At 57.2% G+C, this 12,410-nt stretch carries 15 protein-coding genes; 2 read left to right on the forward strand and 13 right to left on the reverse strand.

From position 1 onward, the window contains the following. Positions 1–109 (forward strand): IS3 family transposase (locus ABX75_RS29205; protein ID WP_138762977.1); only part of this gene is annotated, 109 nt, incomplete at its 5' end. Between the two features lie 251 nt (positions 110–360). Here ABX75_RS29205 and ABX75_RS21745 read toward each other — a convergent pair. The 12 genes from ABX75_RS21745 to ABX75_RS21800 all read right to left on the reverse strand — a co-directional run bounded on the left by ABX75_RS21745 (position 361) and on the right by ABX75_RS21800 (position 9,881). Next, positions 361–1,092 carry a TIGR03747 family integrating conjugative element membrane protein gene (locus ABX75_RS21745; protein WP_047882637.1) on the reverse strand — a complete coding sequence of 244 codons (732 nt, stop codon included), beginning with the start codon at positions 1,090–1,092 and terminating at the stop codon, positions 361–363. Between the two features lie 87 nt (positions 1,093–1,179). Then, a complete protein-coding gene (traD, locus tag ABX75_RS21750) occupies positions 1,180–3,288 on the reverse strand; it encodes a type IV conjugative transfer system coupling protein TraD (protein ID WP_047882638.1) in 2,109 nt (702 codons plus the stop codon). A gap of 9 nt (positions 3,289–3,297) precedes the next feature. Next, positions 3,298–3,801 carry an integrating conjugative element protein gene (locus ABX75_RS21755; RefSeq protein ID WP_034113420.1) on the reverse strand — a complete coding sequence of 168 codons (504 nt, stop codon included), beginning with the start codon at positions 3,799–3,801 and terminating at the stop codon, positions 3,298–3,300. Then, complete coding sequence (locus ABX75_RS21760; RefSeq protein ID WP_047882639.1) at positions 3,798–4,346, reverse strand: hypothetical protein; 549 nt, start codon at positions 4,344–4,346, stop codon at positions 3,798–3,800. The genes ABX75_RS21755 and ABX75_RS21760 overlap by 4 nt, the downstream gene beginning before the upstream one ends. Beyond that, positions 4,328–5,047 carry a TIGR03759 family integrating conjugative element protein gene (locus ABX75_RS21765; RefSeq protein WP_034113418.1) on the reverse strand — a complete coding sequence of 240 codons (720 nt, stop codon included), beginning with the start codon at positions 5,045–5,047 and terminating at the stop codon, positions 4,328–4,330. Before ABX75_RS21765 ends, ABX75_RS21760 begins: the two co-directional genes overlap by 19 nt. A gap of 9 nt (positions 5,048–5,056) precedes the next feature. Next, positions 5,057–5,728 carry a chemotaxis protein gene (locus ABX75_RS21770; protein WP_047882640.1) on the reverse strand — a complete coding sequence of 224 codons (672 nt, stop codon included), beginning with the start codon at positions 5,726–5,728 and terminating at the stop codon, positions 5,057–5,059. Further along, positions 5,725–6,264 (reverse strand): PilL N-terminal domain-containing protein, encoded by a 540-nt coding sequence (locus tag ABX75_RS28685; RefSeq protein ID WP_082136191.1) that lies wholly within the window; start codon positions 6,262–6,264, stop codon positions 5,725–5,727. The genes ABX75_RS21770 and ABX75_RS28685 overlap by 4 nt, the downstream gene beginning before the upstream one ends. Positions 6,265–6,370: 106 nt before the next feature. Next, entirely contained in the window at positions 6,371–7,117 is a 747-nt protein-coding gene (locus tag ABX75_RS21780) for a hypothetical protein (protein WP_047882642.1), read from the reverse strand. A 55-nt stretch (positions 7,118–7,172) separates the two neighbouring features. After that, a complete protein-coding gene (locus ABX75_RS21785) occupies positions 7,173–7,667 on the reverse strand; it encodes a JAB domain-containing protein (protein ID WP_047882643.1) in 495 nt (164 codons plus the stop codon). A gap of 101 nt (positions 7,668–7,768) precedes the next feature. Then, positions 7,769–8,026, reverse strand: a complete 258-nt coding sequence (locus ABX75_RS21790; RefSeq protein ID WP_047882644.1) for a hypothetical protein — start codon at positions 8,024–8,026, stop codon at positions 7,769–7,771. A gap of 71 nt (positions 8,027–8,097) precedes the next feature. Next, a complete protein-coding gene (locus ABX75_RS21795) occupies positions 8,098–8,679 on the reverse strand; it encodes an STY4534 family ICE replication protein (RefSeq protein ID WP_047882645.1) in 582 nt (193 codons plus the stop codon). An 860-nt stretch (positions 8,680–9,539) separates the two neighbouring features. Then, positions 9,540–9,881, reverse strand: coding sequence for a helix-turn-helix domain-containing protein (locus ABX75_RS21800; protein WP_047882646.1), 342 nt, complete (start codon positions 9,879–9,881; stop codon positions 9,540–9,542). 209 nt (positions 9,882–10,090) lie between these two features. Between ABX75_RS21800 and ABX75_RS21805 the strand changes: the two genes are divergently transcribed. Beyond that, positions 10,091–10,348 (forward strand): hypothetical protein, encoded by a 258-nt coding sequence (locus ABX75_RS21805; protein ID WP_047882669.1) that lies wholly within the window; start codon positions 10,091–10,093, stop codon positions 10,346–10,348. A 37-nt stretch (positions 10,349–10,385) separates the two neighbouring features. Here the strand turns inward: ABX75_RS21805 and ABX75_RS21810 are convergent, their stop codons facing one another. Then, positions 10,386–12,353: a DNA topoisomerase III gene (locus tag ABX75_RS21810; protein ID WP_047882647.1), complete on the reverse strand. Its 1,968-nt coding sequence runs from the start codon at positions 12,351–12,353 to the stop codon at positions 10,386–10,388. Positions 12,354–12,410 lie beyond the last annotated feature (57 nt).

A 12,410-nucleotide genomic window follows, 5' to 3' on the forward strand; every position in this document is an offset into this window, starting at 1 on the left:
CGATTACATCGAGATGTTTTACAACCCAAAACGACGCCACAGTTTCAACAATCAGCTGTCACCGGTAGAGTTTGAAAAGCGTTACGCAGCGAGCCTGGAGAGTGTCTAGGAAACCCGGGGCGATTCAACCACCACTTGCCATCATTCAGAATTCCCAAGAAAACCTGAATGTAACCTATCGAACTTTGATTTTGTGCTTCAGTGTTTTGTGCCCTGATCGCTTCTTCTGAAGCGTTTGACTGTGCGTTCATCTACTGCCCTGCTTCCGTTGGTTTTTGAGTCGTCCGCTGTAAATATAATTTGTTTCGGCAGCTTGAGTTGAAAGCGTAGGGCTAATGGGAAAATAGCTTCGCTAAGCGTCTAGAGATATTTTTTGAACGTCGTCGCAGTGATCGCTACTGCCGTTCCAAGTACTACCGCGCAAGGCAAAAGAATAGCTATGGGATTGAGTGGAAAGGGCAGGGACAGGTAAATGACCCAAGGCGCGATCAGCAGTGGTATCACTGCTCGTTTAGCGCGGTGATAGACAAAACTGCTTTCTCGCCCAGCTCCAAATTTGCGTAGGTCGCGGCGCATCAAGCCATCGACAAAACCGGTGAACGACGCCAACAAAAATAATGGTGTGGCCAGGACCAGAGTGGTCAGGCGCACCACGAAGGTAAAGGTCACATACACTGCAGCCAGCACGAAATCTTCGATGTTCACGTAGAGCTGATTGGTCCAACTCCAGAAGCCGTTGCCCTGGCTTGACACCCGCGCTTGCCGGGCAAAATCCGCAAAGCCAGTCTTGACTAGCAGCCACTGATTGAGGAAATCCAGCCACTGGACAATCGTTGGTCCGGGTTGTTGGAGGATGAGTGAAGCTTTGAAGTGCTCGTTGAGCCATTCCAGTTCGCTATTCAACATGGCTTGGCTGTGTCGCCAACCTTGGTCGCTCCAGAACAACAGCAGACCGGCGAACTCGATGAGGATAGAGAATAGCAACGAGGCGATCAGCAAACCGATGATGCGTAGAACTAAGCCAATCAGCGAGACGATTAATCCTGGGTGCTGGATCGGTTGTGGCGGCGTGTTAGGTGCGTAAGTCGTCATCGCTCACTCCAATGCGTTGCAGGGCTAATGTCGTAACGATGTTTTCTGGATCGTTTTCCGATGAATCAAAACCTGGAGCGAGGCTGGCTACCCCACCTGATCCAGATCGAAGTTGGTTGTTGGGCCGCCACCGCTTGCGCTCCACCATTGCCCCGCTTGCTCGTTGTAGGTGGCCCGCATCCGCAGGGTAAGCTCCTGCAGGTCCTTGGGCATGGCGTCGTCGTTGGAGGGTTTTGGTAAGGGCATGCGGACTTTCCAGAGCTGGCCACCGGCCTGGAAGGAAAACATTTGCCCTTTGGGCAAGCTGACGATGTGCGCAGGCTCGATCAGCGGCACGCTGGTGCTGCTGACACGGTCCTGTGAGGACGAGGTGAAGTCCGTATTGGCCTCAGGATCGGAGGTGTCGGTGGCGCCCGACACGAGGGTTTTGGTCAGCACGTTAACCTTGGGCAATTGCTGGGTGAGCAGTTCAGCGGTGGCGGTTTCGCGCACGCGGAGCATTTGCAGGGTGTTGAAATTACCAATGACTTGGCCGGCCTTGGCGCGGTTACCTATGCGCGCTTCGATATCGCTGAGGGTCTGGGTGTAGGCCGTCACCTGGATGCCGGCACCGCCACCCTTATTGATCAGCGGGATGAACTCATCGCCCATCAACTCGTTGAACTCGTCAGCGTGCAGGTTGATGGGTAGCTTGGCGCTGCTGTTGTTGCCCGATTGGGGCAGGCCATGGTCAATGCCGTGTTTGTAGATGTGTCCGGCGACCGAGACTAAATCAGCGAACATGGAGTTGCCCACGGCAGCAGCGACCTCAGCATCGGTCAGCGCATCGAGGCCGACATAAACAATGCCGCGTTTTCGGATGACTTGCATCCAGTCGAAGATCGGCCGCGGGTCATCCAGGTCTGTGTAGTTGGGAGCCAATAACTGGGCGGTCTTGCCTGTGGTGAGTTTCTCCAGCAGCGGCAGTAGCGAGGCCACGATTTTGTCGAAGTAAGTACGGTCGTAGCGTACCGCCGAACGCAGCCCGTCCAGAACCGGATCAAATACCCGTTTCACTGCCAGGTACTGCTCGATGGCCACCACGCGCTTTTCGCGTCCCACCATATGCCGGGGAATATTTTTCTCGGTGAGCTTGCCTTCAAGCTGTACGATCACTTCCCACGCTTTCGGATCGGTTCTGGCGAAAAACTGCTGGGCGTACTCGATGAACAATGCATCGATGTTGACCACATGCCGTTGGATCTGCAGGTAGTCCGGACGTCGGCCCAACTCGATCAGGGCGCGGGCGATGATGTTGACGAAGCGCCAGGCGAACTCACGGAAGGCCGCCGAGTTACCTTCTCCACTGAGCTGCCCGGCGATGCGTGATGCCACCTCGGAAATACGTCCGAAACGCCCCACGGCATTGTAGCGCGCGGAGATCTCCGGCCAGCCCAGATGGAAAACATAGAACTCCTTTTCCCGACCGGCGCGTTTGGCTTCAACGTACATGCGTTTGAGCAAGTCGGCATCGCCCTTCGGATCGAAGACGATGACCACCTCATGGTCGATGCGATGAATGTCCTGAGTGATGTACACCTCGGCGAGTCGCGTCTTGCCGACACGGGTAGTGCCCAGCACCAGTGTGTGTCCGACCCGTTCGCCCAGCGGCAGGCTGACTTCCGTTTCGTCGGGCTCGACCCCATGCAACAGCGGCGAGCCACCGACCGGGGGCAAAGGGCGCAACGGATTGAAGGCGCTGTCCCAAGCCGTGACACGGGCCAGTGTCGAGAACGGAAACGGTGCATGTTCCAGGCGACGTTCGAGTCCGCGTGCCAGCCGGTAATGGGTCGGTTGGTCGACATAGTGAGCGACCGCCGGATCCTGGGCCTCTACCAAGCGCTGTGTGTGCAGACGGGTCCAGTGAAAGCCGCGGCCCATGAACAGACGTTTGCCGCTCACCGGAATCTGCCGGCTGGTCAGCTCGTAGCGAGGCAGCCGGCGGATATTGCGCCGATAGCGCAACACCTCCCAGGCTTGTCGGAGGCGGATCAAACCGAACAGGGCATAGGCCAGAGCCGCAATCAGACCGATCTCGGGTGATAGGGCCACGGCCCAGGGCGAGTACACGCATAACACCACCGCGGCGACGCAGATCGCCACGGTATACAGCTCGACTGCGGGCCGGAGTTTGGACTCCATCGCATGCTCGGCCATGACCCAGACTCACTGTTCCAGTGAGGTGGCTGTGATTAAGACAGGGTAGTGCTTAATTTTCAGGCGAGAGGCGATGTCGTTCCCGTTGACCGGCAGGATGGTGATGCCCGGCGCGGCTGCTCGAATTCGGGCCAGGGCTTCAGTATCGGTCACTTCGACGGCGAGGCCGGCTGCCCCCATTTCTTGCAGTTCAGTCGCACGCTGATGCAGCCAAGCCAACGATTGGGGATCCTCCCCGACAAGGAAAAATGGCTGCAAGCCCGGCATGTCCAGGGTGCGAGTTGTGATTTGGCCTGGGCTCAAGTGAGAGCTGCGCACGGGCAGTATCCAGGTTTCATCGGCAAATGCAGATAGGTCTGCATGTATGGCCCGAGCAGGCTGGGTCTTGTTGTTTATTGGCGGCGTGGAAGCTTCAAACTGGGGGCGAGTGTGAACTTCTGCAAACGACAGTACCGGCTGGGCGAACGCTGCCAAGAGCATGGCGAAGTTATACGCACTGGGAATTCGCTTCATGGTGGTGTGCCCTCTTTAGAGGAAACCTGCAATCGTTCGAGTTGTCGGGAAAAGCCGACGCGGTAACGCGCGGCCGGCGTTCCTCCTGCCGGGCGGTGATAGCGGCCAGCAGCTGACACCCAATCACCGGTAACGGTGTGATGTTCTTGCAGCAGCGCGGCAGTCACGGCCAGATTGCGGTAGGGTTCAAGGGCTTCGCAGGGACTGGAAAAATGCTGTCCGTGATAACGCAGGTTGATTTGCCCAAGCCCGGCATCGACGCGCTTGGCGTCATACCGAGCAAGCGCCTGAAGCAAGGCGTGACAGGCGGTCTGATGATTGGCGAAACGGTAAGGGCTACCGGCAATATTCAGCGTCCAGGGCCAGGGCAGCAGTCGACCACGGAGGCGGGCGCCACTCTCCTGCAGGGCAATCGCGAACAACACCGTGGAAGGAACGTTGGCGTCATGCGCTGCCAGTTGATAAGCCGGAGGCGGAAGTTCGTCTGCCCGGACGGCGTGCACCGTCAGCAGGAGCGCAATAGCAATCAATCGAGACGTTGCCATTGTCCGTTCACCTGCTGAAATGTGACGGGTAATGGTCTCGGGGCTCCCAGGCTGAACCAGCGCCCGCGATCATGGTTCAGGGTGATTTGCCGGTGTTGGACCTTGCTCGCATCAATGCCTGCTTGCCGCGCCCAGCCACGGACATGTTCATCCTCACCATGGCTACCCACCAGGTAGATATCGAACGCTGTATCACTGCTTTGCAGACGCTGCGCTTCAGCGGTGCACGCAGGGCAATGGTCTTCGACAAACAGAGCACGGCGGGGCTCTACCGGTGAGCTAGCAGCGGGCGGGGATGCCATACCCTGAATCGGCAACAGTCCAGGAAACAGCTTGGCCCAAGCTGCGGTGTAGGCGTTTTGGTAAGCCAACTCGCGCTCGGCACGTTTGGCTTCCAGCGCTACCTGCAATTCGGCATAGCGCTGGCGCTCTTGGTCGGTCTCTGCCTCTACCCCAAGCGCGGTCAATGGGTCGAGGCTCGGGCTCCAGAAACCGCGCGGGCCGGCTTGAATTTTTTCGAAGCGTGTCCACTCCTGCTCCGTGAGACCCCAGCTTGCAGCTTGTTCAGAGTGCGAGCGCTCCAAGGGAATGGACTGTGTGTCCCGGTTCTGTGACGGTGCCGTGATAGGGTTGCTCATCGCAGCGCCCGTGCTAAACAGTGAAACGAGACAAACGACGGCGGGCAGCAGCGCTCTGTTCATGATCGTTTCTCAAGGAAGGTGCACGGTCTGGTCTGAGTGATTGATCACCGCGAAGATGGCCGCGTTCGGCTCCAGCACCTTCAGTTGCCATGTGCCGAACTGCTCGCCGTTGTGCAGCAACTGGATATCATTGAGCGAGCGACTGTCAGGAGGTGCGACAGCCAGAAAGCGCTCCCCACCGCGGTACTCGACGCTCAACACTGAAAATGGCGGCAGGAGCGGGGCAGGCTTGGGCTGAGCGGTTTTTTTCGGCTTGGCCGAGGAGTGCGTCGGTGGTGGGAATGGTGGCTGGCTTTTGAGGTCCAGGAGTTGCTGTTCGACGTGCTCAAGTCGTGCGCGTAGCGCGATCATGTCGGCTTCGGTGGCACGGTCTGCCAGACCGTCGCGTAGCTCCTGTATCTCTTGCGCCCATTGATCCAACATCGGATCGAGGGTATTGGCCTGTTGCTCACCGGTATCGACCATCTGCTTCAGGTCTTTCAGTGCGTACTGCAGCTTTTCCTGGGCATCCAAGAGGGTGCTTGAATCACGTTGCAGGGTATCCAGGGTCTGTGCGCGTTGGGCGTTCGCATTTTCCAGCTCGGTCATGCGTTGATACTGGTAATACAAGCCACCACTTAGCCCGAAGACCGCCAGGCAAAGTGAGCCGACAATGAGAGTTTGAAATGTTGAGGCTTTCATGGACGAGCCTCCGACTGATGGGACGAGGTTGGCGTGACCCGCACCGTGCCGCTATTTTTCTGCGGTTCGAAGCAGACCGAACGGCTAACTTCATCGGTCGTGAGTTGCCAGGCGGGGCCAGCCAGCACTTGGAGCGCGCTGCGTAATGAGATTGGGTCGAGCCGGTAATGGGCGGCGGGCAGAGGCCGGGTAAACAGTATTTTCACTGGCTCTTCGGCAGGACAGAGCGAATAACCCGAGCGCAGCAGCACGTAGTGCATCGCTTCCTGTACCGAAGAATTCAGGTGGGACGGAATGCTCACGTCAACGATTTGAGCGAGAAGATCACGTTGTTCCGTGGTGGGGTCGGTGCTGACCAGCGTATAGCGGCCATAGCGGAGCTCTGACGGATGGTTTTCGTCGGCTGGGCTCCTCGATAACTGAGGCCGATTGGAGCCACCGTCAATCTCTGGATGAGTCGGCAATGGGGTTGGGATTTGCGCGGTGCAAGCACTCAACAAGCCCAGCAGGCAGACAGGCGTGAAAAAACGCTCCATGGAAAAAACCTCATGTCAGATTCAGTGCAGAACCTGACATGAGGTGAAGGAGCCAAGCAGTGAGAAAGTCGATTCAAGGCGAGTCGCGTTAACGCTGAAGGCATTACTACTGATCAAAAATGGCTAGCCCATCCAAGACGGCAGCGTCGGGGTCGAAAATCAACAACCTCACATCCGCCAATGCCGCCAGATACAGCACGTTGATCAAGGCCTCCGGCGTATCTGCGTCGAGCTGCTCTTGCCTCAGCGAAGAGTAAGGATTGCCCTCGATCTTCACCAAGTTATCGTCGGTCCAGGGCGTCCCGATCAGCTTACATCCGATGCCATTGCAGTCTGGCAGGGCAAAGGGTTCAAACAGCAGTCCGGTTGGCTTGGAGTCGAAATTGCCAACCCGGCTTGCCAAGTGGCGTAGTGCTTCGTCAGTGAGGTGTGCGGTACTGAGCTCCCAGGTTCGGCTGTAATGTCCTGTGTCGAAGCTCAAACGATGGACCAAGGCTTGGGCTTCTTCCAAGGAGTACAGATCACCGACGTGATGTCGCTCGTTGAGCATTTCGCCAGTCACGTCATAGATCACTTGCTGTACCAGCCCGGTGGACTGGAAGCGTTCATCCAATTCATCCGGAATGGACTGACCCTCGCTGATCAGAGCCACGTCGTCATTGAACAGGCAGGGAAATAGTTCTAACGCATCATCGAGCAGATGGGCTTGTGCGTCGTGTACGGGGCGAAAGCAGGGAGGGCAGTCATTTGCGTAAGTGATCTGTAGCAGTCGTTTGATATGCAGTTTGTCGTAGCCGCGAGCAAATGGATTCGAGGTTTCCGGCAGAGCTAAGGGTTGGGGTGTTGGGTTCATGAGGATTCTCCAGAAGGGAAATGAATAAGGCGTCCGTAGACGCCTTTGGGGGGGGTTAAAGCCAGCCATGCTCGGCAAGAGAGAGAGGACGACCTTCACCGACGATGAAGTGATCCAATAAGTGCACTTCAATCAAGTCCAAGGCCTCTTTCAACCGTGCGGTCAAGGCGCGATCCGCCAGGCTGGGTTCCGTGCAACCGGAGGGGTGGTTGTGGCAGAAAATGGCAGCTGCTGCGTTATGCGCTAGGGAGCGCTTGACGACCTGGCGGGGGTAAACGCTGGCGCCATCGATGCTTCCGTGAAAGAGGATCTCGAATGCCAGAACGCGATGGCGAGCATCGAGAAAAATCACACCGAAAACCTCATGCTCTTGGGGTGCAATATGCAGTTTTAGGTATGAGGCCACGGTGTCAGGTGACGTCAGGTTCGGGCCGCGGGTGAACAGTCGGCGATCCAGAATGTGCAGCGCCTCGTTGATCAGCTGGTTTTCCTGGGCGATACGATCAGCCTCGACATCCGAGGCTTCAATCAGGGTGAGTTGGGTGCTCATGGGGTACCTCCGAAGGGAACAATCCGGGGGGTACACACCCGAGGGGAGTGGTGTCCCCGAGGTGGATATAGAATGACGGGCATTGCGCGATGACGCGCTGTTTACAGCCGAGAGAATCGGTGGCGTTGTCCATGCAGGTGTGAATCGCAACCGTCGCAGGGCAATGGGGAGAAGGTTCTTATGCCACGGCCAGTTTCGGGGTCGAAGTCGGCACTGATGGGCATTAGCCGAACCAGCCCAAGATCGAGGCCGGCGATGCGTTTCTCGATCTCATCCGTCATGTAGTAGAGCGATAACGTGCTGTAGTCCTCGTAAGCCGTAGCGAAGAGGCAGTCGTCGCAAAGCCAGAAGGATTCCATGTTGGTTCTCCTGTGCGGACTGAAGAAAAGGCGCTCGATTGAGCGCCTTGATGTAAAACAACGTGGACTGTTCAGGCGGGCTGAACAGTACGTGTGGCGTCACGGCGGGCCGTGCGGGGAGTGGATGGAGATTCAGGTTCAATCCTGGATTCCTTTGGGTTGTCGGTATCTTCAGCGTCGGCATCAGCTGACGTGGAGGATGGCTCACTGGTTGGCGCTGGCTCAGCAGGTGCTGTTGCCTCCTGCCTGGCAGGCGCTTTGTATTCGTACGTGCCGTTGACCTTGATCCAGTCGATGTACAGCAAACGACCTTTCAGGCTGGCGCCCGGTTGGCCTTGTTTAGCGCCTTTCTCATAGAGAAATGGGTCAATCCACAGGTCGCCGATACGGAATGACAGCAAAACCTTTTTCTCGGCATTGACTGCATCCATATAGAGGCGGATCAAGCGTTCAGCTTCGCCTCCAGCGACTTTGCAGTCGAAGCGAGTGTATTCGACCGCATCCGTGGCACCGTGCAGGGCGGCGATATCGCAGGCCATGAACGGCTGGCCGCGGCGGACTTGTACTTCGCGAACACGGTTGAGGTAGCCGATGCCGACGGTGTGCAGATTGAAGTAAGTAGTTGCTTCTTGGGATTGGTTGGCGTGGGCCATGGTGGTTCTCCTTTCAAGGAAAAACGGCGACGCACAGCCCCTGACGGGAAAGTGAGCCCCGTCAGGGTGGGTAAGGTGAAGGCAAGCGATGAACGACACGGCACCGGCGAGCCGATGACCATCAGTTCGATGCGCCTGGAGAATAGAGGTGCAGCAGAGGAGAAATCCGCAGCAGGTCTGCGGACCTAGGGTAGTGGGCATTCATCACCGCTGACGCGGTAATCGTGCGAGCCTCCGAATGCTGATCGCACTTGGGTAAACCACCACGAGCGTGGCGTAGCCTTGAAGGTTCAAGCTACCTGGGCTGTCAACGACAGCGAACCACACCTTTTGTATAAGCCTGTCATAGGGGCGCGTCAAGATACCCCAAGCCGTTTTTTTATGGCCGGAATACAGTGGCAAACACTGGACGGACGAAAGTGAAAAGTGGGCCTGGTGGGGTGCCAGGCGAGGAAGAGAAAAACCACCTTTGGCGAACTTTGCAGTCGAGAAGCTCCTCGCAAAACTTGCTTTAACTGCATCTCGATTCGCCAACCGACCCTTATCGTGGCCTGGGTCGGAATACGCTGGCACGCATCCGCGCACAAAGGGTGCCCAGTGTTTCCCCGGCGGGCTCCGGGACTGAATGCGATCGCCGTAGCGGATGACCGCTGATGCCTGGCAGAGGCAACAGCGGTCATCCGCCACAACGATCAGGTCGAGCACGAAGCGGGAATGAAATTCCGCAGAAGAGAAGGCTCCGAACTCAGGGAGTCCGACCGAGCTACCCGGAGCGAATCGGTCTTGGGTCGCCGTAAGCGATGATCCTGAGGCACTACAGCAGAGCGGGTGTGACGACGTCAAGCCAGTGGACGAAGCGGTTATTTGCTACTGAGATGAGCGGCCAGCTGTTCGACGGTCGTGAGGATAAAGGCACGGTCGCTTTCTTGCAGGCCGCTCAGCAGGCCCGCGATCATCTGGCCCTGGTCGTTGGGGCGATTGCTCGACTCCGTCAGCAGTTCATCCATCCGGCAATCGAAGATGTCCGCCAGTTGCATCAGCTTGACCACGGAAAGCTCCACCACACCCCGCTCAAGGCGCGAAATGGCTTCGCTGCCGATCCCCAGGCGCTCAGCCACCTCTTCCTGGGTCAGATTACGCTGAGTGCGGTGCTTCGCGATCATGCGCCCGATTTGGGCTTGGGTTGGATGTTTATATGCCAAGTGATGAGTTCTCCAATTCAACCCGAATGGTTGAGCAAAGACCCGTTGACATGAACATCCTTAACGGTTGTGTATCGACTTATAGGGTTGTTATATTGACTGAAATACCTGTTTGTCGCGACGTGACATGTGTTCCTTCAGGAATCAGAGCCCGTAGTGACCAGTAAGACTGAGCGGTCTGATAGGACCAAATGGAGGAAAGGTTGAGCATGGATGAGCAGCGCGAGAACGACATGGACTTGATCTGGGATCGAACACTGGAGCTGTTCATCAAGATCCATGATTGCCCTGATAACCCCGCACACCTCGACAGCCTTGTTCATTGGCTCAACGAAGATCCTGCTCACCTGAAAGCGTTCAACGAACTGGGGCAAATATGGGTCGCGACAGGCATCGCCTTGGCCCGTGAAATCGGACGACCGCTAGACGAGTTGGAGAAGGATCAGGCGCCGTTGATGATGCACTGACAACACCCCCGGGGTTCATGTGAACGCCAATGGCGCCTCATGGACGACGCGTACCTTTGCTGATCGGCACAGTGCCTTTGCAGTCCGGGTACTGGGAGCATGACCAGAACGGCCCTGGTTTTCCCTTCCGCCGGAGCATTGAGGCCTTGCAAATGGGGCAGACAGGCCCGGCTTCGACCGGTACCGACAAAGTGAGCGCTCCGCAGTTTGCGATCAGCTGCGTAATCCAGTGCGCCTGCTTGGCAACGAATGCATCCAAGGTCAGACGTCCCGCTTCGATTTCATCCAGAGCCTGCTCCCAGATTGCTGTCATACCCGGATCCGCGACTGCAGCGGGCACCGCCTCGATCAGGGTATGGGCCGCTGCGGAGGCCATCAAAGCTCGTTTTTTCTTCAACAAATAACCGCGATCAATCAACCCCTTAATGATACCGGCACGTGTGGCTTCGGTGCCGATACCGGTGGTGTCCCGAAGTTTCTGTTTCAGGCGTGGATCGTTGACCAGCTTGGCCACATTTTTCATTGCCTTAATAAGATCGCCCTCGGTGAGCGGTTTGGGCGCAGCGGTGCGCATGGATTTGAGTTCGACGTTGTCCACTGTGCACTTCACACCCTGTTGTAGAGCGGGCAACACCTGGGATTTTTGACTGGGTTCATCGTCTTCGGTGCTGTCGGAGAGCAAGCCTTTCCAGCCTTGGACGAGGATCCGTTTGCCAACAGCAGTCAAACGCTCGGCGCCGCACTCCAGTTCGACCTCGGTTCGATCAAACTCGTGATGCGGCAGAAATTGCGCTAGGTAGTGGCTACGAATCAATTCGTAGACTTGGCGCTCTTGTTCAGACATCCGCCCAAGGTTCGCCGGCTCAGTGGTGGGGACGATGGCGTGGTGCGCGGTGATCTTGGCATCGTTCCATGCTCGTGAGCGCAATGATCGATCGACGCTTCCGAGCGCTGGGCGTAACGCGGGATCCATTTTAAACAGGGCATCGAATACCGCGGCGACCTCGTTGAACATGCTCTCTGGCAAATAGCGGCAATCGCTGCGCGGATAGCTGGTGGCTTTGTGGGTTTCATATAAGGCTTGGGCGATGTTCAGGGTTTCCTGAGCGCCGAGTCCCAACTTGCGTGAACAGACTTCTTGCAGTGTGCTTAGATCGAAGGGCAGGGGTGGCGCTTCGCGGAAATGCTCAGTCTGCAGCGAGACTACGGTGGCGGTCTTGCTGTTAAAAATCGCTTGGACGGTCTGTCTGGCAAGCGCCTGCTGCAGGCAGCGACCGGCTTCGTCACGTCCTGAGCTGGGCGGTATCCACGACGCGATGAAGGGTTGCCCCATTGAAGACAGGTGCACATCCACCACCCAATACGGCACAGAAACGAAGCTGGCAATCGCGCGGTCTCGTTCAACCACCAAGCGCAAAGTGGGCGTTTGGACGCGTCCAACCGACAGCACGCCGTCATAGCCCGCCCGCCGTCCTAGGAGGGTAAACAAACGACTGAGGTTCATACCAATCAGCCAATCGGCGCGGCTGCGGGCGAGGGCTGAGTGATAGAGCGGGAAGGTCTCCTGACTAGACTTCAGCGAGGACAGTGCTTTGCGAATCGACGCCTCGTTGAGTGCGGATAACCAGAGGCGCTCAACAGAACCACGATAGTTGCAGAGCTCTAGTAACTCGCGGGCAATCATTTCACCTTCGCGATCGGCGTCGGTGGCGATGACGACGGTGGTAGCTTCGCTGAGCAGCTGTTTGATGATTTTGAACTGCGCGACAGTCTTGGGTTTGACCTCAACCCTCCACTGCGCGGGAATGATCGGTAGGTGGTCCAACGACCAGGTTTTGTACTGATCGCCATAGGCTTCAGGTGGGGCCGTTTCCAGCAGGTGACCGATACACCAGGTGACGGTTGTCTCGCGTCCGATCAAGCAACCATCGCCACGTCGGCTGGCTCCGAGAACCTTGGCGATGTCACGACCTTGGGAGGGTTTCTCGCAGAGAAAGAGACGCATAGAACTGCTCCGGGTTGAGTTCGGAGCAGCGTTGTTGGAAACAGCAGTGGCAAGCTA

Origin of the sequence: Pseudomonas sp. ARP3 (assembly GCF_001029595.1) — a bacterium.
GTDB lineage: Bacteria > Pseudomonadota > Gammaproteobacteria > Pseudomonadales > Pseudomonadaceae > Aquipseudomonas > Aquipseudomonas rhodesiae.

What these genes read in the sequence shown, in the direction of transcription:
- ABX75_RS21795 (WP_047882645.1), bottom strand. Translation starts at nt 8,679, where the DNA reads ATGGCCCACGCCAACCAATCCCAAGAAGCAACTACTTACTTCAATCTG.
- ABX75_RS21805 (WP_047882669.1), top strand. Translation starts at nt 10,091, where the DNA reads ATGGATGAGCAGCGCGAGAACGACATGGACTTGATCTGGGATCGAACA.
- ABX75_RS28685 (WP_082136191.1), bottom strand. Translation starts at nt 6,264, where the DNA reads ATGGAGCGTTTTTTCACGCCTGTCTGCCTGCTGGGCTTGTTGAGTGCT.
- ABX75_RS21790 (WP_047882644.1), bottom strand. Translation starts at nt 8,026, where the DNA reads ATGGAATCCTTCTGGCTTTGCGACGACTGCCTCTTCGCTACGGCTTAC.
- traD (WP_047882638.1), bottom strand. Translation starts at nt 3,288, where the DNA reads ATGGCCGAGCATGCGATGGAGTCCAAACTCCGGCCCGCAGTCGAGCTG.
- ABX75_RS21765 (WP_034113418.1), bottom strand. Translation starts at nt 5,047, where the DNA reads ATGAACAGAGCGCTGCTGCCCGCCGTCGTTTGTCTCGTTTCACTGTTT.
- ABX75_RS21770 (WP_047882640.1), bottom strand. Translation starts at nt 5,728, where the DNA reads ATGAAAGCCTCAACATTTCAAACTCTCATTGTCGGCTCACTTTGCCTG.
- ABX75_RS21780 (WP_047882642.1), bottom strand. Translation starts at nt 7,117, where the DNA reads ATGAACCCAACACCCCAACCCTTAGCTCTGCCGGAAACCTCGAATCCA.
- ABX75_RS21745 (WP_047882637.1), bottom strand. Translation starts at nt 1,092, where the DNA reads ATGACGACTTACGCACCTAACACGCCGCCACAACCGATCCAGCACCCA.
- ABX75_RS21785 (WP_047882643.1), bottom strand. Translation starts at nt 7,667, where the DNA reads ATGAGCACCCAACTCACCCTGATTGAAGCCTCGGATGTCGAGGCTGAT.
- ABX75_RS21810 (WP_047882647.1), bottom strand. Translation starts at nt 12,353, where the DNA reads ATGCGTCTCTTTCTCTGCGAGAAACCCTCCCAAGGTCGTGACATCGCC.
- ABX75_RS21755 (WP_034113420.1), bottom strand. Translation starts at nt 3,801, where the DNA reads ATGAAGCGAATTCCCAGTGCGTATAACTTCGCCATGCTCTTGGCAGCG.
- ABX75_RS21760 (WP_047882639.1), bottom strand. Translation starts at nt 4,346, where the DNA reads ATGGCAACGTCTCGATTGATTGCTATTGCGCTCCTGCTGACGGTGCAC.